Source organism: Desulfosporosinus shakirovi (assembly GCF_020595055.1).
Lineage (GTDB): Bacteria > Bacillota > Desulfitobacteriia > Desulfitobacteriales > Desulfitobacteriaceae > Desulfosporosinus > Desulfosporosinus shakirovi.
Genome location: NZ_JAJDOO010000005.1, coordinates 94,321 through 118,573, shown reverse-complemented (window position 1 = coordinate 118,573; position 24,253 = coordinate 94,321). Strand labels below are relative to the sequence as shown.

Annotated in this window: 20 protein-coding genes and 1 pseudogene; 12 read left to right on the top strand and 9 right to left on the bottom strand. The window is 41.2% G+C overall.

What is annotated here, in order from left to right; all coding sequences use genetic code 11:
• Positions 1–104: 104 nt before the first annotated feature.
• The 4 genes from LJE72_RS06440 to LJE72_RS06425 form a co-directional block, all read right to left on the bottom strand.
• A complete protein-coding gene (locus LJE72_RS06440; RefSeq protein ID WP_229246802.1) occupies positions 105–1,889 on the bottom strand; it encodes a carbohydrate-binding domain-containing protein in 1,785 nt (594 codons plus the stop codon).
• 12 nt (positions 1,890–1,901) lie between these two features.
• Positions 1,902–2,591 carry a DUF4956 domain-containing protein gene (locus LJE72_RS06435; RefSeq protein ID WP_229246801.1) on the bottom strand — a complete coding sequence of 230 codons (690 nt, stop codon included), beginning with the start codon at positions 2,589–2,591 and terminating at the stop codon, positions 1,902–1,904.
• A 24-nt stretch (positions 2,592–2,615) separates the two neighbouring features.
• Positions 2,616–3,356, bottom strand: coding sequence for a polyphosphate polymerase domain-containing protein (locus tag LJE72_RS06430; RefSeq protein WP_229246800.1), 741 nt, complete (start codon positions 3,354–3,356; stop codon positions 2,616–2,618).
• A 326-nt stretch (positions 3,357–3,682) separates the two neighbouring features.
• Positions 3,683–4,915, bottom strand: a complete 1,233-nt coding sequence (locus tag LJE72_RS06425; RefSeq protein ID WP_229246799.1) for a M48 family metallopeptidase — start codon at positions 4,913–4,915, stop codon at positions 3,683–3,685.
• Positions 4,916–5,114: 199 nt separating this feature from the next.
• Between LJE72_RS06425 and nifJ the strand changes: the two genes are divergently transcribed.
• The 8 genes from nifJ (at position 5,115) to LJE72_RS06385 (ending at position 16,034) form a co-directional block, all read left to right on the top strand.
• Positions 5,115–8,642 carry a pyruvate:ferredoxin (flavodoxin) oxidoreductase gene (gene nifJ, locus LJE72_RS06420; protein WP_229246797.1) on the top strand — a complete coding sequence of 1,176 codons (3,528 nt, stop codon included), beginning with the start codon at positions 5,115–5,117 and terminating at the stop codon, positions 8,640–8,642.
• A 234-nt stretch (positions 8,643–8,876) separates the two neighbouring features.
• Positions 8,877–9,788 (top strand): efflux RND transporter periplasmic adaptor subunit, encoded by a 912-nt coding sequence (locus tag LJE72_RS06415; protein WP_229246796.1) that lies wholly within the window; start codon positions 8,877–8,879, stop codon positions 9,786–9,788.
• Positions 9,785–10,468 carry an ABC transporter ATP-binding protein gene (locus tag LJE72_RS06410; RefSeq protein ID WP_282437849.1) on the top strand — a complete coding sequence of 228 codons (684 nt, stop codon included), beginning with the start codon at positions 9,785–9,787 and terminating at the stop codon, positions 10,466–10,468. The genes LJE72_RS06415 and LJE72_RS06410 overlap by 4 nt, the downstream gene beginning before the upstream one ends.
• A complete protein-coding gene (locus LJE72_RS06405) occupies positions 10,468–11,640 on the top strand; it encodes an ABC transporter permease (RefSeq protein ID WP_229246795.1) in 1,173 nt (390 codons plus the stop codon). The genes LJE72_RS06410 and LJE72_RS06405 overlap by 1 nt, the downstream gene beginning before the upstream one ends.
• 147 nt (positions 11,641–11,787) lie before the next feature.
• Positions 11,788–13,485, top strand: a complete 1,698-nt coding sequence (locus LJE72_RS06400) for a DNA repair helicase XPB (protein ID WP_229246794.1) — start codon at positions 11,788–11,790, stop codon at positions 13,483–13,485.
• 14 nt (positions 13,486–13,499) lie between these two features.
• Positions 13,500–15,194 carry a helicase-associated domain-containing protein gene (locus tag LJE72_RS06395; protein WP_229246793.1) on the top strand — a complete coding sequence of 565 codons (1,695 nt, stop codon included), beginning with the start codon at positions 13,500–13,502 and terminating at the stop codon, positions 15,192–15,194.
• Positions 15,195–15,250: 56 nt separating this feature from the next.
• The gene (locus LJE72_RS06390; RefSeq protein ID WP_229246792.1) at positions 15,251–15,679 is read left to right on the top strand and encodes an acyl-CoA thioesterase; all 429 of its coding nucleotides are present in this window, start codon (positions 15,251–15,253) and stop codon (positions 15,677–15,679) included.
• 208 nt (positions 15,680–15,887) lie between these two features.
• Positions 15,888–16,034: a hypothetical protein gene (locus LJE72_RS06385; RefSeq protein ID WP_229246791.1), complete on the top strand. Its 147-nt coding sequence runs from the start codon at positions 15,888–15,890 to the stop codon at positions 16,032–16,034.
• A 59-nt stretch (positions 16,035–16,093) separates the two neighbouring features.
• On the opposite strand, the pseudogene LJE72_RS06380 reads toward LJE72_RS06385, so the two are convergent.
• From LJE72_RS06380 to LJE72_RS06365, 4 genes and pseudogenes are all read right to left on the bottom strand, one after another.
• Positions 16,094–16,459 (bottom strand): annotated as a pseudogene (locus tag LJE72_RS06380) (MBL fold metallo-hydrolase); the annotation flags it as partial.
• Positions 16,460–16,532: 73 nt separating this feature from the next.
• Entirely contained in the window at positions 16,533–17,657 is a 1,125-nt protein-coding gene (locus LJE72_RS06375) for an NAD(P)/FAD-dependent oxidoreductase (RefSeq protein WP_229246790.1), read from the bottom strand.
• 190 nt (positions 17,658–17,847) lie between these two features.
• Positions 17,848–18,021 carry a CDIF630_02480 family spore surface protein gene (locus tag LJE72_RS06370; protein WP_229246789.1) on the bottom strand — a complete coding sequence of 58 codons (174 nt, stop codon included), beginning with the start codon at positions 18,019–18,021 and terminating at the stop codon, positions 17,848–17,850.
• A gap of 348 nt (positions 18,022–18,369) precedes the next feature.
• Positions 18,370–19,188 (bottom strand): ParA family protein, encoded by an 819-nt coding sequence (locus LJE72_RS06365; protein ID WP_229246788.1) that lies wholly within the window; start codon positions 19,186–19,188, stop codon positions 18,370–18,372.
• Between the two features lie 665 nt (positions 19,189–19,853).
• Between LJE72_RS06365 and LJE72_RS06360 the strand changes: the two genes are divergently transcribed.
• Positions 19,854–20,348, top strand: a complete 495-nt coding sequence (locus LJE72_RS06360; RefSeq protein WP_229246787.1) for a rubrerythrin family protein — start codon at positions 19,854–19,856, stop codon at positions 20,346–20,348.
• 276 nt (positions 20,349–20,624) lie between these two features.
• Here LJE72_RS06360 and yyaC read toward each other — a convergent pair whose 3' ends face one another.
• Complete coding sequence (gene yyaC / locus LJE72_RS06355) at positions 20,625–21,122, bottom strand: spore protease YyaC (protein WP_282437848.1); 498 nt, start codon at positions 21,120–21,122, stop codon at positions 20,625–20,627.
• A 333-nt stretch (positions 21,123–21,455) separates the two neighbouring features.
• Between yyaC and spoVB the strand changes: the two genes are divergently transcribed.
• From spoVB to LJE72_RS06340, 3 genes are all read left to right on the top strand, one after another.
• Entirely contained in the window at positions 21,456–23,036 is a 1,581-nt protein-coding gene (gene spoVB / locus LJE72_RS06350) for a stage V sporulation protein B (RefSeq protein WP_229246785.1), read from the top strand.
• 145 nt (positions 23,037–23,181) lie between these two features.
• Complete coding sequence (locus tag LJE72_RS06345) at positions 23,182–23,844, top strand: HD domain-containing protein (protein ID WP_229246784.1); 663 nt, start codon at positions 23,182–23,184, stop codon at positions 23,842–23,844.
• A 63-nt stretch (positions 23,845–23,907) separates the two neighbouring features.
• On the top strand, positions 23,908–24,228 hold the full coding sequence (locus tag LJE72_RS06340) for a DnaJ family domain-containing protein (RefSeq protein ID WP_229246783.1): 321 nt from the start codon (positions 23,908–23,910) through the stop codon (positions 24,226–24,228).
• The last annotated feature ends 25 nt before the right edge of the window (positions 24,229–24,253 follow it).

Here is a 24,253-nt window from a genome sequence, read left to right as displayed (position 1 = left end):
TTGCAAGTTCTGAAGTAAAAGGAAGTGGAAAAAAGGCCTCCGAGACACGGAGGCCTTTTTTGAAGTGTTCCATCCAGGTGGTCCTTCCGGAACGGTAATCTTGATTATTGTGGGCGGTTGCCACCAGGGCCTTTGCCTCCGCCACCACCGGGTCCGGCGTTTTGAGGTTTAGTGGTGACACCTGATTCAGAAAGATAGGTTAGAGAGTCCGAAAGTGTAACATCAACTAGCTTGGTATTTCCGCTATAAAGCGTATAGGTAGAGCCTACTGATAATTTGGGAGAAGAAATTGCAACCGAGTTGTATTGTTTTGATGGCGTATAGGTTACAATACTTGTTCCATCTTGATCTTTAAGCGCTATTGTACTTCCTGCGGCTTGCGCAGTGCTGTAATACATAAGGATTGACGGTTGGGTATTGGTGCTTGGAGCTTGAGCCATTCCAGAGCTGCCAGATGCTACTAGAGTTCCCCCGCTTATGGTAAAGCTGCCGTCATAATCAAGAGAAGCATTATTGTTTGCTGTTGGACCATCAACATAGACAGTACCGCCTGTCATGTTTATGCTTCCATTAGAGTCCAGTCCGTCACCATTTGCGTTTAAAGTAATTTCGCCACCTGTTATTTTCAAAACGCCTTGATTGTTATTAACATTAATTCCGTCATCGGTAGAGGAGGCGCTGATTTTTCCACCGTTTACAGTTATATTTGTACCCTCTAAACTCTCATACGAGTTCTTTATGGTGATATCTCCATCGTCTATGAATATATTATTGTCGGCGTGCAACCCATCATCCCCGCTTTGCAAGGTCAGAATCCCACCCTTTATGGCAACATCATTGTTGCTGTGTATTGAATCCTCATAGGATGAGACATTGATATTACCGCCGTTTACAAGAATACCTTGCCCTGCCTTTAGGCCTTTTTTGCTCTCTTCTTCATCAGTACTCTCTGTAGTGGAGGTGGCATTTTGATCAGGGCGACCACCAAAATTATTGTTCCCGCTACTGATACTCTTGCCGGGATAACCACCGCCGGAGTTAAGATTGAAGTTTCCATCGTCAATTTGGACGAGCTTTGCGGCTTGTATAGCATCGTTTGCAGCAGTGATAGTGAACTGTCCATTTTGTATTATTACATTTCCCTTGCCCTCATCTGTCTCGTTTGTAGATCGTAGACCGTCTTTACCGGCAGTTATGGAAATGTTTCCGTTTTTAACATTAAGACTGTCTTTGCCAACCATTCCGTCAGCCTTTGAGTTTACAATCAATGTGCCATCAGTTATTTTTAAGTCATCCTTGCATGCAATTCCGTCATTATAATCTGCTGTAACCGCTAATGTGCCGCTACCGGTTATTGTAAGGTCTGACTTGCTGAAAATAGCTGCGGATGGTTCACCATCGGCATTTACAATGTAGTCGCTTCCGTCAGCAACTGAGTTTTTAGTGCCGTTTTCAAGGAGTATTACAGCCTTTTTGGCGCCTTTAATATTGATAGGAGCACTTGTTTGACTTTCAATCGTTGCTCCATTTAACACAAGAAATACCGTTCCGTCATCCGTGTCCTTATTGACATCGACAATAATACTCCCGTCTGTTAAAGTGCCGGCAATTTCATATACACCTGACGCGGAGATCGTAACAACCGAGTCTTGCACGGCTAAGCTGTCTCCTTTTACAGAGGCTGAGCTTCCGTTTAACCCGATGGTCTTATAATCGCTATTTTTCCAATCAAAATAGTAATCATCATTATCATAGCTTACAGAAACCGCATCGATAGAGGTGGCAGTACTTGTGCTTTCCACATTGGAGCTCTCTTTCGCAGCGGCACACCCTATTGTGCCTGTTAATAAAAGTGTAAGGGATAAAATAATGCCAAGTGTTTTTTTCATATTGGTCTCCTTTTAAGCGTAAATTTTGTCTTCATATTCTTTCGAGGTTAAGGCAATGTTGAGATTGCCGTTGCGACATCTTAATTCGTCCAAGAAGTCCTTTTGATTGATCGACTGCTTTAAATTAAGGTTAAAGATCACTTCAAAAAGGGTCCCGAAATTACTGGTTTTAACACGTTTTACATTCCAAGAATTAGCATAGGAGTTGAGGATATCATCAAACAGTCCTTGAAAGTTTAAATTTTCTGGAACGGTAATTTTCAAGTTCATGGCATTTGACCTTGGGGTGGGAAAGTTTGTGTAATAAAGCAGGATCATGACCGAACATAAGATTACGGCAAACAAGGCTGCATAGAGGATATAACCCATCCCGCAGGCTAACCCTACTGCCAAGGTGAAGAAGACATAGGCAATATCCTTCGGTTCACCGGGAGCACTTCTGAAACGAATCAGGCTAAAGGCACCGGCCAGACTGAAGGCTCTGGCCACGTTGTCCCCAATCAACAAAATGATGACGGAAATGATGGCCGGTAACATGATCAAGGTGATAGTGAAACCTGCAGAATAACCCTCTTTTTTATGGGTCTGGAGATAAACGAGGCTGATGAACAGACCTATTGCTAAGGCTGAACATAAAACTGCCAGAGAACTCATTAACGTAAGGGAATCTCCACTGGTGGAGGCTAGTATTGTTTCTAACATTAGGTTGGCTCCTTTCAAACACATTTAATAATTGACACATTGGCTTGGATAAAGGTGGAGGCAGGCGTTTTGGTATTCTTGGCCATATTTTGAAAAGCCGGTGCGGTAGATGAATAGATTCGATAAAATCTTAGATAACCACATTGGTACAGCACTGGAGATTTTAACTTCCATTAAATACTTCCCTTTGTCTAAGAGCTGTTCCCCATAACTAGCTTTTTCCAAACGCAACTCAGTTCGGCGGGTCGTAATGTCGTAATCAAAGGTTACTCGAAAATCCTTATCCGCTTTTCCGAAAAACGCCAGTCGTTTATAGCTAATGTAAACCGCTGGAGCAACGTCATTGTGACTTAAAAAATACTCTATTTCATTGACGACCTGTTGGGTCATAGTGTTCATTGTAACAGGACGTTTTCCGAAGTTTATAAAATCATCGGCTTCTTTTAACGTTAGGACAGCACGTCTCTTATTGACGATGCCGCCGATTTTCTTTTTTAGTTCTAAAAACACCTTGTCAGTAGATGATGTTGGGACGAAGTAGCTTCTCAAACGAAGTTTTTCTTTATAATAGGGTTTGGAAAGAGAATGCCGAATTAAATTGTGATCACTGGTATCGTAATAAAGATTGTAAATGCTGTACTCCTTTCCGTTTTGGCAATGATCATCAGGGTTCATGTACTCTAACAGTTTGGGAATCAGAGTATCTAACTGTGCTTGTGTAAGCATAAATTTCATTTCGTAGCGTTTAAAAGCGGTTATCGCCATTTTGTTCACGGCTCCTTTTTTGAATCTCTTGGCGTTTCCAAGGATACAATTTGATCTGTAGTAAGTATATAAAGCCTTGCTGAAATATGGCTGAAGGCTGACTGAATAAATGCTTAATCTTTTTCATCAGGAAAGGGCAAAGAAGTAGCCCGTTAAGCGGTTACTTGATATAGTTTTCTGCAGGGAAAGAAGAAGGGAGTGTCAGACCACTTTTTAAAGTAGTTTGACACTCCCTTCTTTTTGCCGCTAAAACCGTCACCTAATCCGATAGTTATTAAATCTCTTGGATTTCCGAATTGTCAGGGATTGTTAGGCAGTGTGAATCCTTATTCCTCTTCTAAGGCGTTTATTCTGGCTAACGCTGGTGGATGGCTGTAGCTGAACCAGACGATAAAGCGGGGAGGAGATAAATCGGATAAACTCGTGCGGGCCAGGTTTTGTTGCAACTGGATTTCTGCATTGAGGTCTCCTGTGAGTTCGAGAGAAAAACGATCCGCACTTTCTTCCATTTCTCTTGATATTGTATTTTGGAGAGGACTGCTTACAAAGAGAAGAAGGAGAAGAGCCAGTTGTAACGCTGCCCAGAGTTGAGGCGGTTTTGTGCTGCTTTTTGGCAACCACGGTTTTAACAGGGCAGCTAATAAACCGAAGACAATGAAACCTCCAATGATTCCGTAGAAAAGCCCAAAGATGATATCGTTATGTCGCCAATGTCCCATCTCGTGAGCAATAACGGCTTTGACCTCAGGTAAAGAATAATTATCTAAAAGGGTATCGTATATGACAATTCGTTTAGTAGTTCCCACTCCGGCAAAATAAGCGTTGGCTAAAGTTGTCTGCTTGCTGGCGTCCATCACCAGAACTTCACTAATGTCCAGTCCGGCCTGTTGAGCCAGATCATCTACCATGGTAACGACAGCGGAATCGGGTAAGGGTTCAAAATGGTTGAAGAGCGGAGATATAAAAATAGGCCAACAAAGATGCGCTATAACGAGCCAGAGACTAAATAGAACAGCACAGACCAACCACCAATAGCGAGTTAACCTGTTGACCAGCCAGAAAAAAATGAGCCCTCCCGCAATCGAAATAAGGAGCTCGATTCCGGCATTTTTAATATAGTCAATCCACCAAGCACTCTGATTTTGAGTACTGAAACCCCAGATTTTTTGCCAGTGGTATCCGGCATAATATGAAAAGGGTAGGGATGAAATTTTGATCAGAGTCCAAATGCTCAGGATGGATAATGTAGAGACTAACCAATAATTCCTGCTAATCTTCCGAAGGCGCTCAAAGAAAGTCTGTCCCACTGAACTTAAGAGCAGATAAAATAAAAGGATGGTCTGGAAGAAGAACTTTATTATATAAAGGATACGCGGTGTTGAATTGTATATTCTAGCCTTATTAGCTATTTCTAGTGAAAAAAACTCACTCACTGAAGGATCTATAGGTCCTGGAAAGATGGCTGACCAAAGATATAAATAGGCAAAAGTCGCTGCTAATGCAATAAGGAGAAACCAGCCGATTATAGCTTGCCGTGAGTTGTTCTTAAGATCAATCATTCTAGAATTCTCCACCTTTAAATCTAAAACTTCTTTTTCTTATTATATCTTATAATAATCCGATTTAAGTACATGAGGTGATCGGCATACTTATTTTTAAAAACTTTTATATTTTTATTAAAAAAATGTATGAGAGTCATCCAGTTACGAATACTAATTCAAGCTTACGATTTAAAGTTTATTTGAGGAGGTACTTAGTGTGGCCAAGAAAATGAAAACAATGGATGGGAACCAAGCCGCAGCAGAAGCATCTTATGCTCTGACTGAGGTTGCAACCATCTTCCCGATTACGCCTTCTTCTCCGATGGCTGAGGGAGTCGACGAATGGGCAGCACATGGTAAAATGAATTTATTTGACCAACCGGTAAGAGTTGTAGAGATGCAATCTGAGTCTGGAGCTTCAGCCGCACTGCACGGCTCACTCCAAGCCGGAGCCTTAACGACAACCTATACGGCTTCTCAAGGCTTACTGCTTATGATTCCTGAAATGTATAAATTGGTTGGAAATTTAGTGCCGGCAGTATTCCATGTCACCGCCAGGGCTTTATCAACACATGCTTTGTCAATTTTTGGCGATCATCAAGATATCAATGCTGCTCGGCAAACCGGTTTTACGATGATTTGCACTAACAATGTTCAAGAAGCGATGGACTTAGGTTTTGTTTCACACCTTTCTGCTATTAAGTCACGGGTTCCGGTTTTACACTTTTTTGATGGGTTCAGAACCTCACATGAAGTACAAAAAATCGAGACGACAAGTTATGATGAAATTGCTGAGCTGGTGGATTATGAAAAAATTCAGGAATTTAGGGACCGGGCTTTAAATCCAAACCATCCAGTACTTAGAGGTACTGCCCAAAATCCTGACATTTATTTTCAAGGGCGAGAAGTTTCAAACCCCTTCTTTGACGCTGTACCGGATATCGTCGAAGATTACTTCAAAGAGATCAAGAAAATTACCGGACGAGAGTACCATCCCTTCCAGTATTATGGCGACCCTGAGGCCGAAAACCTCATTGTAGCTATGGGCTCAGTTTGCAATACTATTGAAGAAACCATTGACTTCATGGCGCAAAGGGGAGAAAAGGTTGGCCTGATTAAAGTTCATCTATATCGGCCATTTTCTAAAAAATACTTCTTTGATGTCCTGCCTAAATCTGTTAAGAAGATCTCCGTCCTTGACCGAACGAAGGAACCAGGCTCGACAGGTGAACCTTTATATCTTGATGTTTTACAAATGTTTAACCATGAGACTATAAGGCCAATCATCGTAGGGGGAAGGTATGGATTAGGTTCTAGAGATACTACTCCTTCCCAAATTCTGGCCACTTACCAAAATCTGAAGAAGGCTCAGCCCAAAGATCACTTTACGGTCGGCATTGTTGATGACGTAAGCCACACTTCCTTACCAATAGAGGAGACCATTGACGCTTCGCCGGAAGGGACAATTCGATGTAAGTTCTGGGGACTTGGCTCTGACGGTACGGTTGGTGCGAATAAAAGCGCAATAAAAATTATCGGAGATAATACCGACCTTAATGTTCAAGGTTACTTTGAATATGACAGTAAGAAATCAGGAGGGACTACGATATCACACCTGCGCTTTGGCAAGCAACCTATCAAATCCTCTTATCTGGTCTTTGATGCGGATTATATTGCTTGCCATAATAAGTCATTTATTTATCACTATGATCTCCTGAGAGGCCTAAAAAAAGGCGGAACCTTTGTTCTGAACTGTCCTTGGCGAGCAGATGAACTGGAAGTTCATCTGCCAGCTTCACTAAAACGTCATATTGCAAAAAAAAATATTAATTTCTATATCATTGATGCCATTTCCATTGCAGGGGAAATCGGGCTTGGCGGACGCATCAACATGGTTATGCAGGCTGCTTTCTTTAAGTTAGCGAAGGTAATTCCTGTCGAGGATGCTATTCAATACCTGAAAGACTCTATTCAGAAAGTCTACGGCAAGAAGGGGTCAAATATTGTAGAGATGAATTATAAGGCTGTCGACCGCGGAATTAATGCCTTACATAAAGTTGAGGTCCTAGCTTCATGGGCTGAGGTTCCTAATGAGGATATGCCAATTAAGAGCGAGCCAGACTTTATTAAAAACATTCAACGGCCTATGGCCCGTCATGAGGGAGAAGACCTGCCGACCAGTGCTTTTGTTGGGGTTGAAGACGGTACTTTCCCGCTAAGCACAACTCGATATGAAAAACGGGGGATTGCAGTTTATATACCCGAATGGCAAATAGATAAATGTATTCAGTGTAATCAGTGTTCCTATGTCTGTCCTCATGCCACCATTCGGCCCTTCCTCTTGGATGACAGGGAGCTTGAAAAAGCACCGGATACCTTCAAAACAAAGAAGCCAATTGGCAAAGGACTGGAAGGTTACCACTATCGAATTCAGGTTACACCCCTTGATTGCACAGGGTGTTCAAACTGTGCCGACGTTTGTCCTGCACCAGGGAAAGCGATTATTATGAGACCTGCTGATCATGAGATTGAAATGGAATCAGAGAACTGGGAATATGCGATTAAAAACGTGACTGAAAAACGACATCTCATGGATGTCAAGACCTTAAAAGGAAGTCAATTTGCCCAACCATTGCTTGAGTTCAATGGAGCTTGTCCGGGCTGTGGTGAGACACCTTATGCCCGGCTTATTACACAGTTGTATGGTGACCGTATGGTAATTGCCAACGCCACGGGTTGTTCCTCCATCTGGGGCGGAAGCGCACCCTCTATTCCGTATACGGTTAATGCTGAAGGGAAAGGACCCGCCTGGATGAGTCCGCTCTTTGAGGATAATGCTGAATTTGGCTATGGAATATATCTGGGTTCCAAGCAAATTCGAGCTAAAATAGCTCAGCTGATGCAACAAGGCTTGGAGAGTTCTTTAAACGAAAACATTAAAGAAACCTTCCGGGAATGGCTGGAAAACATGGAGGATGGAGAAGGGTCAAAGAGAGCATCGAGCCGAGTACTTGAAGCGATGAAAAACGAAGATGTTGCTGGCAATCCGCTTCTTCTTGAAATCAAGGAGAAGAAGGATTATCTCATTAAACCTTCTGTTTGGATTTTTGGTGGGGACGGTTTTGCTTATGATATTGGTTATAATGGAATAGACCATGTCATCGCGAGCGGGGATGATGTTAATATCCTAATAATGGATACTGAAGTTTACTCCAATACGGGGGGACAAGCCTCAAAGGCAACTCAGACGGCAGCCATCGCAAAATTTGCAGCTTCAGGGAAAAAGGTTCGTAAAAAGGATCTTGGACTAATGGCCACGACCTATGGCTATGTCTATGTTGCTCAAATTGCTATGGGAGCTAATATGAATCAAACAATTAAAGCGATTGCTGAAGCAGAAAGTTATCGTGGGCCGTCTATCATAATTGCCTACGCTACTTGTGTCAATCATGGGATCAAATCCGGTATGGGCACGAGTATCGTTGAACAGAAAAAGGCAGTTGAAGCAGGGTACTGGCATCTCTGGAGACATGACCCTCGTCTTAAAGATCAAGGCAAGAATCCGTTTGTTCTTGACTCGAAGGAACCCACTGCTTCTTTCCAGGATTTCTTAAAAGGCGAAATCCGTTACTCTTCTCTCATGAACGTATTCCCAGATGTCGCTCAAGAGATGTTCGATGCGGCTGAAGGGCACGCTCGAGAAAAATATCAGACCTTAAAGCGTTTTGCGGAAATGCAATATTGATTGAACCTCCACCATTTTATAGGAAAGGGGTCTGCGTTGGAGTTGCCAGTTTTCATGAGTAGGCAACTGGCAGAAGTGATTTTAAGAATCTTCACCTGTTTAACTAGGTGGGGATTCTTTTATTGCGTTTGATCTTAAGATAAACGAGTTTACTGAAGTATTATGGATAGGGTATATTACCGCAATTAATAGGCAAACTGCTAAAAAAGAAATGGGAAAGATGAGGTAAGTTTGATGAAAAACAAAAAAACGGGCAATAGAAAAGTCATTATATGGTCACTTATAGGAGTATTAGTTTTGGCTTCAGCTATTGCCTTATATCTTAGGCCCAAAAAAATAGACTATACTGAGTTCAGACCGACCATCGGTAATTTAACTACTAATTACAGCTTCTCAGGCAGCGTTGAAGCCAAAAACAGACAGACTGTTTTTGCGGATAAGGCGATGCAAATTAAGGAGATTAAGGTTAAAGAGGAGGAAGAAGTTACAAATGATCTTGTGTTAATGACGACAGTTGGGGGCGGAGAAATAAAGTCTAAGATCGCGGGAGAAGTCTCTGGCATTTATGCAGAAGAAAATGCACAGCTTATGCCTGGCGCAAAGTTGATTGATATTGTGGACTATACAGATTTGCAACTGAAAGTACAGGTTGATGAGTACGACCTGTCAGCTGTTTCTAAAGACAAGGATGCTATCGTTACTATTCATTCATTGAAGAAAGATATTAGCGGAAAGATTAAGGATGTATCTAAAGAAGGAGAATATGCAAACGGGGTTACAAATTTTACAGCGACTATTTCACTTGCTAAGGATAACAACCTCCGTACAGGTATGTCGGCAGAGGCCAAGGTTATCAATCAAAGTGTCACAAATGCCGTGCTGATGCCAATGTCTGCAATACAGTTTGACGCTCAAAACACCCCGTATGTGTTGATAAAAGACAGCAACAATTTGCCTAAAACTGTTGAGTTGACTCTAGGTATCAATGATGGTGTACTTGCAGAAATTAAAAGTGGAGTGACTGCCAACGATATTGTATTAGTGCCGCCAACTGCTAAGGCTGCTGATTTTGGTCCGGGTGCACAAATGGGGCAAGACAGGGACGAATCAACTAAAGGCGGCGTTGAAGGTGGTATGGGTCAATGAGCGAAATCTTAAATATGCTGGACATTGTCAAATGCTACTTCCTAGATGCTGAAGAGCTTGTGGTACTTAATAAAATTAACCTAAAAATCAATGAAGGGGAGTTTGTATCTATTCTAGGGCCCTCCGGGTCTGGTAAATCTACCCTTATGAATATTATTGGTTGTCTTGACGTTCCGACGAGTGGAAAATATATTCTGGCCAATAACGATGTTGAAGATTTAGACGAAAAGGAATTGGCACGAATACGCAATCGAGAAATTGGTTTTGTTTTTCAGAGCTTTCAGCTTCTGCAAAGATTGACTGCCCTTGAAAACGTAGAACTTCCGATGATTTATGCTGGAGTATCTCCGGAAAATCGCCATAAAAGGGCGGCTGAAATTCTTGGGCGTGTAGGTCTGACAGATAAAATGAACAATTACCCAAACCAGCTTTCAGGCGGACAACAACAACGTGTTGCTATTGCCCGTTCTGTAGTGACTGAACCGACGATCCTGCTTGCAGACGAGCCGACCGGTGCACTTGACCAGAAGACCGGACAGCAGATAATGCAACTCTTTAAAGAACTAAATGATGAGGGAAGAACCATTATTATGATTACTCATGATACCAACATTGCAAGATATTCCAAAAGAATCGTAAATATCCTTGACGGATGCTTAAGTGAGGGGGCTGTGAGCTAATGTTGAAAGAATCTATGAAAATGGCTTGGAGCAATATAATTCATAATAAAATGCGTTCCTTTTTAACCGTACTGGGTGTGTTGATAGGGGTCTCCTCAATCATTGCGTTGATTACCATAGTACAGGGGGCAACTGGCAGCATTACAAGCCAGATATCATCGTTGGGTGCTGATAAAATTACCATTCAAGCCATGGGAACACGTTTAAAGCAAGGACTGAATGAAAATGATTTAGTGCAGCTTTCACAGGTTAATAATGTCAGTGGGGTTTCGCCAACTGTTTCGGGTAAGACCTCGTTCGTATATGACCGTAATGTTAAAACAGGGGTTTCGGTGGAAGGTAAAAATGAAGTTTACTTCAAAAAAGAATCGGATATTTTAGCAAGAGGCAGAGGGGTAAATATTCTTGATGTTAACAACAAAAATTCAATCGCTGTAATAGGCAGCGATCTCGCAAAAGAGCTGTTTTTCGGGACTGAGCCTGTTGGTCAAAAAATATTGATCAATGGTAACACGGTTACCTTGGTTGGAGTTTTAAAAGAATCTAGCGGTTCGATCTTGGCTTCAACCAACAATACGGTCATTATGCCCTACACCTCGGCGATGAAAACACTGGGCGTGAGAAACATTACAAGCGTCGATGTGTATATGAGCGATGCCAACGAGTCAGAGAGTATTACCAATGATCTGACTACAATTTTAAATTCTGCTTTTAACTACCGCGAAAACACTTTCAGTGTGCTTAATATGCAGAATATAATTGATGTTATCGGTAATATAACAGGTATGCTGACGCTTTTGCTTGCTGGTATCGCCTCAATTTCCTTGCTTGTAGGCGGAATTGGAATTATGAACATGATGTTAGTATCCGTTACTGAACGCACCACGGAAATTGGACTTAGGAAGGCCCTAGGAGCAGAACCTGCCCAAATTCAATTGCAGTTTCTCATTGAGTCCATCTTTATTTCCTTATTTGGAGGTATACTTGGGTTGATCCTTGGGATAATAATCGCCTTATCCGCAGCTGTTATAATGGACTTTACGTTTACTATTACAGCTTGGACAATTATACTTGCAGTAGGTTTTTCGGCAGCGGTAGGGACTATCTTTGGCTTGGCTCCGGCAAGAAAAGCCAGCAGATTGAATCCAATAGATGCACTTAGACACGTTTAGGCTTCAAAATAAGGAGTACTGCCTAATACGTTAGAGCGCAGTAAAAGGAAAGACTGTATAAACTGGCATTTGTAAAAGAGCACTCTTCGAAGTGCTCTTTTTTTATGCTATAATTATGACGAATTTAATCGGAAGAAGGAGACCCTAATGCCATCTGCAACCAACCCTGTGATCATCCAAAGCGATCGATCGGTTCTGTTGGAAGTACATAATCCTCTATATGAAGAAGCCCGCGATACATTAGCAATCTTTGCAGAATTGGAAAAAAGCCCGGAGTATATCCATACTTACCGGATTACTCCGTTATCGTTATGGAACGCAGCCTCTAGCGGAGTTTCTGTTGCTGATGTCTTAAATGGTCTGGAGCGCTACAGTAAATTCCCTCTGCCTGACTCGGTATGTACAGAAATTCAGCAGCTTATGGGTCGCTACGGCTTAGTAAAACTTGTTCGAGAGGATAATAAACTTTTTCTGACTGCGGAGGACCCGTTGATTATCTTGGAAATCGTCCGTCATAAAGAGGTCAAGCCCTTGCTTGGAGACGGTGACAGGAACGGCGATTCCCTAAGTTCCTCTACCCGAGCAGAGATCAATCCAGAAGCACGCGGGCAATTGAAACAACTCCTGATGAAGCTGTTTTATCCAGTCGAAGACTTGGCGGGTTATATGGCAGGTACCCCTTTGCCGATGGCCTGGCGTACCGACAATTCTGAGAGTGAACCCTTTGCCCTGCGGTCATACCAGCAAGAAGCTGTCGCAACCTTTCATCAGCAAGGTTCGGTGCATGGTGGAAGTGGAGTTTTAGTGTTGCCATGCGGTGCGGGTAAGACGGTGATCGGCATGGGTGTGATGATGGAATTGCAGTGTGAGACTCTGATCTTGACGACAAATACGAGTGCTGTCAAGCAATGGCTGGGCGAATTGGCGAATAAAACCACCCTGGATATTTCCCAGATAGGGGAATATACAGGTGGGAAAAAAGAGATCTGCCCGGTCACTGTAGCTACGTACCAAATTCTTACCCATCGCTCTCGTGTTGAAGGGAACTTTAGTCACTTTCACGTATTTAATGAAAAGAACTGGGGACTGATTATCTATGATGAGGTGCATCTGTTACCTGCACCAGTTTTTCGTGCCACAGCCGATTTGCAGGCCAAACGACGCCTTGGATTGACGGCAACCTTAGTGCGGGAAGATGGCAGGGAGGATGAAGTTTTTACTTTGATCGGTCCGAAGAAAATGGATGTCCCGTGGAAGATTTTGGAAGCTCAAGGATGGATAGCCACGGCTGAGTGCATGGAGTGGAGAATCCCAATGAGTAAAGCTCGCCGGATGGACTATGCCTTAGCGGAGGAAAAAGAGAAATTCCGGTTGGCGGCGGAGAATCCTCTCAAGTCGGACAAGGTGTCTGAGTTGATAGAGCGACATCGTGATGACTTAGTGTTGGTGATTGGACAGTATATCCGGCAGTTGGAAATGCTGGCCCGTGAGCTGGATGCGCCCTTAATTACGGGTAAAACTCCGCAACGGGAACGTGACCGTCTCTACGAAGAATTTCGAAGCGGCCGCTTGCGTCGTTTAGTGGTATCTAAAGTGGCCAATTTTGCCATCGATTTACCGGATGCCAATGTAGCCATTCAGGTCTCCGGTACCTTTGGATCCCGGCAGGAAGAGGCGCAAAGGTTAGGCCGAATATTACGGCCTAAGCAAGGAGAGAGCAAAGCTTATTTCTACAGCTTAGTTACAAAGGATACCAAGGAACAGGAATTTGCTATGCACCGTCAGCTTTTTCTCACCGAACAAGGGTATGCATACAAGATCATGATCGAGGAAGATCTTGAATGAGGAGGATTTGAACCATGTCTAAAACTCCCAAATGGCGTCCGGTTTTCGGAGAAAAATTGCCTCCTGGTTTTAAGCCGCCTATTCATAAAGAGGATCAGCCTTCAGAAAACAATTCTTCTACAAACGCAGTTTCGGGCAGGCCTTTGGAGCCGAGCAATAAACGGAACCCTAAAACAAGCATCAAATCAGTGGCTAAACCTAATGCAGTTCCTCAAAAGAAGCTTAAGCCAGAGTCTTGGCCCGACTATCTTGCCAAGATGGATCCGCTGGAGCGAATTCTACTTGCCTTCACGGTCTATAGACAACCTAAGGACGTGAGCATTGACCGGTTTTATAGTTATAACTATGATAGCTTTCGTTATTTAGACAGGGATCTTTTGGGTCCTGATTATCCTGAAGCGATGAGGATAATCAGCAAATGGAAGAAAGTCGGTCTCATGGTTGAAGGACGTTATTCGAATTTGCTTTCTCTTGAAAAAGGGGTAACTGAAGCGTTTTGGCGGTTTATCGATGATCAAGTTTACCCGGAGTTACTTAAGCTCGAGCCGGTGCGATCCTATACTGCCGACTTGTCAGGTACTTTAGATAACATTTTTAATTTTCTAGTGATGGTTGAGCAAGGCGAAGTTTCGATCACACGTGCTCGTGAGGTCAACAAAAACTCTTTAAAGCGTGTGCTGGCCGCTTTGACTGAGCCTGCTCGGCCTGATAAACTTTTTACTATAGAGAGCTATTTTTTCTGGCTTTTAGGAGTAGTGAATTTTTTCAAATTGATTTCACCAAAAGGAGATCGGTTAGCGCTAACTGCATTGGGAAGAGAATTAACAGAGCAGATTACAGTAGAAGATTTACTTTGCCAGATTTGTCCTTCTCACCTGAATACTATTCCTAATAAAGGATTTTTTCTGATGTTGCCATTATTGGTCAACTGTACTGCATGGACAAGCTGGACTCAAAAGGCGAGTAAGTTGATTCCAGCGGACTTTTCACGTGCCTTGTTTCCAAGGGATAGAATAATTAGCTTGTTGGACCCAATGCGTTTCCTTGGTTTACTGGATTGGGGCGAATATCAGGAAGATATTTTAGTGAGGCTTACTCCATTGGGACAGTTTCTTATCCCGAAATTATTAAAACGGCAAAAAGTAGAGGATTATACTGCTGAGATCAAGTGTCTCATCGATCAGGTCTATCCAACGAGTGGACCGGATACGGCATATGTCCAACCGAACTATGAAATATTACTTCCCCACTCTGCATCTTGGTCGACTCGTTGGCAACTAAGTCAATTCGCCCTGCTAGTACAGCAGGACCAGATGCTTAAATACCGCTTAGACAAGAATTACTTCATGAACGCTCTGAAACGAGGAGTGCCTGCCTCTGAAGTGCTGGACTTGCTTACAAAACTAAGCGCATATACTTTGCCCGAGAACCTTGTCCTTACTCTCCGACAATGGGGTGAGTCCTTTGGTCAAGTCACCTTCGTTCAACTTAGCCTCTTGGAATGCACCACACCGGAACAAGCGGCTTCTATTGCTTCGGCTCGTAAATACCGGGAGTATGTGCTCGGATTATACAGTACTACTGTCGTGATTGTTCGAGAAACAGAAAAACTGCGCAAGCTCTTGGAGAAACAGGGCATCTTTCCTCTGCCCGGTGTTCTTGATGGAAAAGGTGTTGCTGAACGTTTAAGGTCTTCTGACGAAGTTTGAGAGTTTGTTTCAAACGCAGAAGCAGTTTTGAGAAGAAAGGTGGCCTCTTTGGTAAGATGGATTTGCATGATTTTCCCGTTCATTTAAAAATGTCCATTGCATGGGGTGAAATGGACGCCCAAGGTCATATAAATAACATTAACTATTTTAGATACTTTGAAAATGCACGAATTCAGTATTTCCAAGAAATTGGGCTAATGCAGATGAGAAATATAACGGGTACAGGGACTGTATTGGCTGAGACTACTTGCAAATATCTAAAATCGTTGAGATTTCCGGATCAGATAGTCGTAGGCGCAAGAGTAAAATCGATGAGTCAGTCAAGCTTTGTCATGGAGTATCTAATAGTGAGTGAAAAACTCGGAGAAGTGGCTTTTGGGGAAGGCGTTCTTGTCATGTACAATAATAAGAAATCTGAAACAGAACTAATACCCTTAGTAATTCGAGAGGCAATAAAAAGAATTGAGGGTAATCCGAATTTATAAAGAATCTATTCCCGAAATAGGATTTAAGACTAGAGCGGAGCTCCTGTTATAAAAGGTGTAATTTGTCAAGAACGTTAGCTTGATTGATTAAACTATATTCAAAGAGATGCAGAAGATGAATTAATTCATAAAAAATCCCAACATCTTTCCTTCAATTAAGGAAATACTGTTAAGGTTACAAGTTGAATTTTAAGGAGGTTTTAAATTAATGTGCAATAAAGATGAATATAGAAGAGAAGTTTTAGCAGATAAATTTCCTGAGATGGATCAGCATTTTCAAGAATTAAAGAAACAAGCTTATGAACCAAAAATAGAACGATTAGGGCAAACTAAAAAGGAACAACGAAAAAGTTAGTAACTGGTTATTACGGAATAAAAGAGGGTGCTAAACAGCTCCCTCTTTTTATTTAGCAGTTCAATAGAATATGATAAGCAAGGTAGAGTATGATCAACGGGGATACTCTTAATTTCAATATTGCTTAGGAGTGTTTTGGTACTTATGCCAGGAGGCCCCATTAAAGTTAACGGTTCTTTCCTTCCTGCATTGCCTATAGTAAGAAGCAGTCCGGGTAATCCTGCTATATGATCTGAATGATAATGGGTAAATAGAATGGCATCAATAGATTTGAAACCCCATTTAACCATCTTCATCGGGATTTGAGTTCCTTCACCACAATCTATTAGAAGCATTCTTCCGTTATACTTTATCAGAAGGGATGTCAGCCATCTGCTTGGCAGCGGCATCATACCTCCTGTTCCCAATAGACAAACATTAAGCATAAAAACTCCTCAACCCAAATTTGTTAGTTCTATCAGTTAATTTGTTGTACCCTCAGCCGGGTAGAGAGTGTAATCAATGAATTAAGTCTTTAACCATCTCGGCTAAAGTTAATGACGAGGTTAAGCCAGGAGATTCGATGCCAATCAGATTAATTAATCCCTCAAATCCGCGTTCAACTTCGTGACAGACAATAAAATCACGGATGGGAGCACCTGGGGCCTGAATTTTAGGTCTTATACCTGCCATATCCGGATGGAAATCTGTAGGTTTTAAAAATGGCATGTAGGTATTGACCGCGTTATAGAACTCTTGGGCATGATCTTCATTTACATCGTAATGCAACGTTTCTGTATAGATTGCATTTGGACCAAACCTCAACCGGCCATCCAATGCTTTGGTAGCATGAATGCCTAAGCCCTTCAGATCCTTTAATGGAGGTGGATAGATAAGCCGTGACACTAAAGCTGACTTGGTATTTGAAACGGAAAAATATTCCCCCTTACAAGGGTAGATGCGGTAACCAATGTCATCTATGTTAATTCCCAAGAATGAAAAGATTTGATCTGAGTTTAATCCAGCGCAATTGATTAACCAGCGACAATGAATCGATTCAAGTTGGCCTGCGGGATTATGGTAAGTCACATGATATCCATGACCTTTTGGATTAATTCCAATTACTTTGTGATTGTAGGCAACGATAGAACCTTGTGCTAAAGCTAGCCATTCAAGTCTTAACATTAACTTATGTGAATCAATAATCCCGGTTGAGGGAGAGAATAGTCCGGCAGCGGCTCTAATATTTGGTTCTAATTTTGTAATTTGATCTTTATCCAATAGTTCTAGATCATTAACCCCGTTCTTGCGACCCTGAGCCAAAATTGATTCTAATGCTGGGATTTCTTCCTCATTGCGAGCAATAATTAATTTTCCGATACGTTTATGTGGTATTTCCCATTCATGACAAAACTGATATAGTTTTTGGTTACCTTCAACACACAATTGTGCCTTTAGGCTTCCTGTTGGATAATAAATACCGGCATGGATTACTTCGCTGTTGCGGCTGGAGGTTTCTTGTCCAAATTTACTATGCCTTTCCAGTAAAACTACTGAACCATCATCAAATTGTTTAGAAAGTTCTGCGGCAATTGCTAAGCCGATAACTCCGGCTCCTATAATAAGTATTTCAACCTTTTCCACAGTTATCGTACCCTCATTCTTAATTAATACTAGAATATCAAAACATGTTAAGTATTATAGTATTATATGGTGTTATGTCAAGATATTTGTCAAAAATCTAAAAATTATTAGCTCGTGCTAAACATCCTAAATGAAATGACTCCCGTACAACTATAGTACGGGAGTCATTTCATTTAGGATACGCTATTTGTTATGACAAGGAATTTGTATCGACCCATTCCTTGGCATTATGCACGGATTCTTCGCTGGGGATAGGTACATTCGATTGGGGTTTAACACTTTCGATATGCCCCCGCCAAGCGGCCGTGTCATGCTTTTCAATTGGGTTTGCTAAGAACTTTTCTTTTGACTTATTTTCAGCCATCACAATACCTCCTTTAAGATTCATTCTTATTATTCCCAATTCTTTGTTCTATATTTTAGAGAGCGTCTTTACTTTATACGAATTATTGGCATTGCTCCACGCAACGACAGAGTACATCGAACCCACGGGGTCTAGAACCCAAATTGTTAAGTGTTAAATTTGAAGAATGCCCTCTCTCTGCTAGAATTACGACAAACAGACCATGTCAAGATAGTAGCGTGAGATTTGCAGAACTTGTGGTAAATTTTAAAGTTTGATGTATTTTTAGATGAAATTCGATGTAAAAAAATCAGGTAAAGGCTTTAACGCCTTTACCTGATTTTGAATCATAAGGATGTTCAGTTTTTCTCATGCGATGGCAAGTAATTCCTTTACAAAAGAAAGGTACTCGGGGGCTTTTTTAATGTCCGGTTCACCGTGGGTCTGGGCTAGTCCATGCCGTATGGCTCGTTTGATTACAGTATCAAAAACCTTTATGTCTGGGGTCTCTGCAAAACGTTTCCGGAGATCTTGAAGCATCACATGATGAAGGTTAGTATGGTCTTGGACCATCGTAGGCAATATCCCTAAAACATTGACCTTTGCACCTTGTTCCTGGATATTCTTGATTAATATTAGTGTGTCGAAGATCCCATCAATGGACAGTCCTTCCGGAAGGACCGGAATGATAATGTCTGTAGACGCTAACAGGGAATTCATTGTGGGAATGTCATTGCTTGGAGAGGTATCAATGAGAATGTAATCGTACCGGGTTCTTATCTGACCTATCGCATTTCTCAAAAGGTATTTAGGAGTAGGGAATTGCTTGGAGTTAAGCTGAGCCATTACTTTCGGACTGAGATCAGAAAGAGAATTGTTTGATAAGTATAGATCCACCCCAAATGCAGTTTGCTTTATGTCTCTCATTTTTACTTCACCAATTAAAACATCATAAATCGTTTTCTTTAAGTTACTCTTTTCGATCCCAAACGAAAGTGCGATATGACCTTGAGCATCCATGTCGATGACAGCGGTCTTATATCCAAGACTAACCAGTCCTACAGCCATGTTTGTGACAGTTGCAGTCTTGCCAACCCCGCCTTTTTGTGAGGCAACAGAAATTATCCGTGCAGTTTTAACATTATTTGTGATATTAGCATTATTAGCAACTTTAGAATGTTTAGCCATATAACAACAACCCCTTTCTCAAATACGTATTGGTTAATTTTACCATATTATTCCAAAGTGGTAAATACTTAACTTTTATAATATGCATAGTTTTCTGTGTTAATGATAGAGACAGAGAAAGTTATCGAAGAAAAACCCTGTGATCTGAAGGAAAGATCACAGGGTCCATTTAGTTTTCACGACTCATATCTTTGTTAATTATATAATAGGATCTAGATTACCATCGCACTCTCCAACCAATCATTCATTCATATGAAAGAAGTCTGTCATCCTGAATTATCGCCTTATTAGCTTAAATTTTTTTGATCTCATTGTTTTAAATGTAAAAATTATTGAGTTAGAGAGTTCCGTGGGAGCTAAAGTATCCTGATTCATGATGGTTAGTCATTCTTATAAAAAATTTACTACCTATTATACTGATCTAAGTAAATCAATCTTTCCGTCTCTTTAGATTAAAAAGATTAATGCTCATCCTAAATCGATGTTTCAGGAATAAAGGGGTTCGCAGTAATTAGTCTATAAAGTTCCTTTGTGGTATATTATATTTATCAATTATAGTTTAATTATTATGCAGTCCTGAAATATCCTTTCTATAAATATTAGGCAAGAAATGATGACAGATCCTGCATAATGATTAGATTGAGAACTATATGGGAGGGAACATTATGAATAACAAAAAAACATTAGAGAACTTAATGGAAGCATTTGCTGGGGAATCACAAGCTAATCGGAAATATATCGCTTACTCAAAAAAAGCTGAGGCTGAAGGCAAAAAAAATGCTGCAAAACTTTTCAAGGCAGCTTCAGATGCCGAAACCATTCATGCCCAAAAGCATTTCGAGGTTGCGGGTAAGATCATGTCAACTGTGGAAAACTTAAACGATGCCGTAAATGGAGAGAATCATGAATATCAAAGCATGTACCCAGAATTTCTTAAAGTGGCTCAAGAAGAAGGAAATCAAGCTGCAGTAAGAACTTTTACATACGCTCTAAAGGCGGAAGAGGTCCATGCAAGACTATATAAAGAAGCACTGGATAACCTGGAACAAGAGGAAGAAGTATTTTACTATCTTTGTCCTATTTGCGGAAACCTTGAGAAGGTTTTGCCTGAAAAATGTTTTATCTGTGGTACTTCGGGAACAAAATTCATAAAGTATTAGAAATTAACTTCAATGTTTAAACCCATCATTTCATTTAGTATCTAAGCTGTTGCAATTAATCCTCACCTATTATATTAGGTGGGGATTAATTATTATAGTTTTTTATACCAAGATCTATTAAGTCTATTGAGGATCTTGCAGTATTACAAACAAAATACGTTTGACGTTGATTATTGATTGTGCTCCAACAGGAGAAACTTTGCCCTTACCCAGTTTTCCCCGAATTGCTCAGATGGCGGATGAATCTTCGTCGCGGAGCGTATCAGCAATCTATTCTTAGGAGCATTGACTCTGTTTTTTAAGGAGTTGAATCTCCTTCCGAGAGGCAGGTACTGCCTGCCAAATTAGATGTGTGATATCTGAAGCAAGCTTCATCACTGTATGGAGACGGGTGCACTGGAGAACCTGAAGCTCAAGAAAGCCTCCCATATTAACAATTCCCATGATCGAGATATCTCCCACAGCGGGCAACTCCTTGTTTAAGGCTGCTCCTGGTGTTAAAGGAGAGTTAGACAAGGTGATCTTACCGACTTCGTCCGATTTTCCCAGGCAGGCATCAATCGCAACAACTATATCAGGATTATGTATGGTCGAAACCCTTTTAAGTTCTTGAATCAGGTTTTGTGCGTGCAGAGGTTCATCCAGTGTCCCCAATGCTGAATAACCTAGACGCTTTAAATTTGTACCGACTAGTGGTCCCAGACAGTCACCTGTTGCTCGATCCGTGCCGATACAGGTAAAGAGGACCTTTTTCATGTAAGTGAGTTCTTTCAATGTGGCGACGAAGGAGAGTTTATCCCAGTAGTTATTGTTAAACGAATTAACAGAGGCTAAGATGCGCCTTGAATTAGTTATAATAATTTCACCCCCATGAATCAGTCCAGTTAATTCCTGCCAAGCGTTGCAACTGCATACGTACTTACTTGCGATTCTATCTTATCAGAGAGGAATCCTGAGCTGGCTGGCGATAGTGCTTTATAGCATTGTATGGATGAAAATTAAATATATTACAATTTTCTAATAAGTCCTTAAAACGGAGAAGGGGTTTTGAAATGCTCTGAGCTGACATAGACATAGATCAAACATTGTTTAAGAAAGGTTAGCCGCATGAAGAAACAAAGTTTGGTCAAAGGAGCCTTTGTTTTAACGTTAGCTGCTTTTATAACAAAGGTATTGGTCTTTAGTAATTCCATTGTTCTATCCAGAGTTTTAGGTCCCGAGGGAATTGGATTAAAAAAGATGGTCATGCCATTTATGGGCTTGATGATGACCTTGACGACTATCGGGTTGCCAGTAGCTATTTCGCGTTTAGTGGCGGAAGCAGATGCTCAAGGAAATAGGGGAAAGGTTAAAAAGATACTCGTTATATCTTTGGTCATAACGGGGAGTTTAAGTATCTTCGTTGTATTTCTTTCGATTTTTAGTGGGAGGTATTTATCCAGCTTCTTTTTGACCGATCCGCGGTCTTATAACTCCTTCATGGCTATGATCCCGATTATTCCAATTGGGGCGGTTTCAGGAGTACTCAAGGGTTACTTTCGGGGAAGGCAAACTATGAATCCGATCGCCTTTGCGCAGGTGTTGGAGCAAATTGTGCGGGTTTGTCTAACTTATATTTTGGTACAGCGTTTGGTTCCGTTGGGTATTGAATATGCCGCGGCGGGAGCGGTGCTTTGCAGTGTGTTGGGGGAAGCCTGTTCCTTGATTTTCTTTATCGTTATGTTCAAAATCTCACATCATAGAAAAATGAAGATTTCATGTCCTAGTTGGAGTCAAGCTTGTCGAGGTAAAAAGGTACTGACTGAACTTCTACAGACAGGATTGCCTACAACAGGCAATGGTTTTGTTATTTCAATCACGCGGGCTATACAACCAATTGTGATAACTAAAAGTCTGGCTATGGCAGGCGTTAGCTCCGCCCTGATTTCTAAACAATATGGGATGTTGACCGGTTTCGTTATGCCTCTTCTGTTTCTCCCTGGTTTTATTAACCAGTCGCTGGGGGCTACTTTAGTTCCGGCTATTAGCGAGGCAAATGCTCAAAACAATCTCCGATTAATCAAACGCAGGTTAAATCAAGCAATTAGGGTCGCCCTAATTGTTGGCGTACCCAGCACTTTATTGCTATATCTCTATGCCCTTGAATTAATGACGGCAGTATACCAGGCGCCGACTGCGGCCCCATTACTAAAATTGATTGCACCGTTTTTTTTATTGAATTATCTTCAATCTCCACTTCAGTCTGTTTTGGTCGGAATGGGGCAAGCTAAGACCGCGATGTTTAACAATATCCTAGCAAGATGTACTAATGTTGCTCTAATTTACCCCTTGGCATCTAATCCGTTACTGGGAATCAATGGCGTAATCTTAGCCATTAGCGTTGGCGTCATTTTAGAAACTAGTTTACATTACTCTTCCGTTGTAAAATCAATTGGGTACGCGCTGGATATCCCCAATATAATCAAGATTTTAATAGCAGGAATAGCGATGGGATACATCGGAAGGCTTTTTATGAATCTCAATAATTTAACATCCCAAAGGGGAGCAACATTGATCCTGTTGACAGGAATAGTATTTTCTATATTTATCTATATGTTGCTATTGGTTTTTTTAAAGGTGATTAATGGGAGTGATATTGTAAGAATCCCTTTTGTAGGCAAGATTTTAGGCAGGATTTTTCCAAAGTGACAAAGTGATGATGTAATCGATAAGCAATTTGAACTGTTGACATGTTTGTGATGAAAGTGCGGTTACGGGCTAAGCTGAGTGCATTAAATTAAGGAGGTTTGGGAAAGCATAGATATAAAGTATTACTTTAATTGGAGCAAGTTATATGCAAACATATATTGAAATCGATGAACATTTGATGAATGATAGAAAACCTTCCAGCTATCTTATTGAATTAAGTAAGACTGGATTATTCGAAGTAGAATATCCTTACACGTTACTGGGAGAATTGATGAAAGTACCCCAATCTCCCAAACATCACCCTGAAGGCAGTGTTTGGAATCACACGTTGTTAGTGCTGGATAATGCTGGAGAAAGAAAACATCTCAGCCAAAATCCTAAGGAGCTCATGTGGTCTGCGTTGCTTCACGATTTGGGTAAAGCACCTGCAACAAAGATTATGAAGGGAAGAATAACTTCTTATGACCATGATAAATTGGGAGAGAGGCTATCGTTTAAATTTCTCAAGGAGCTTACGGATGATCAAAAATTTATTAATCAAGTTTCCAAAATGGTAAGGTGGCATATGCAAATACTCTTTGTTACAAAAGGATTACCCTTTGCGGATATTCGAAGAATGGCTTCCGAGGTTTCTATTGACGAGGTGGCACTTCTTGGCTTATGCGACAGGTTAGGAAGAGGAGATATGACCATTGATAAAAAGTTGATTGAAGAAAAAAGCATAATAAATTTCTTGGAAAAATGTAAAGAATATCTAAATGCCAGAAAGGTCCACTTGAATCAATTAGGTGAACCGAAAGAGAGCTGAACACTTGCTGTTCTTCGTCATATAATACGAAAACAACTATTTGTAATGTGAGGAGAGAGCAATATGAAAGATACCTTTAGTATTCTCACTGAACGGAGAATTCAGGAGGCTATAGTCAGGGGTGATTTTAAAAACCTTCCTGGGGCAGGGAAACCATTAAAGATTGAGGGGCTTTACTTCTTACCTCGAAAGCTTAGATCGGCGTATATTGTCCTGAAAAGTTCAGGTTATCTGGATCAAACCAACAAAAGGCAGAATGATTTTAAACCTTCTAAATTAGCCGATTTAAACTTATCCGATGGAGACATAGCTATTTCGCGACAAGAACTTTCTGAAAAGGTCTTTAATCATAACGTCATGATGGATTGCAGACGGAGAAGATAAAAGTACACAATTATTTTAGAGTTTC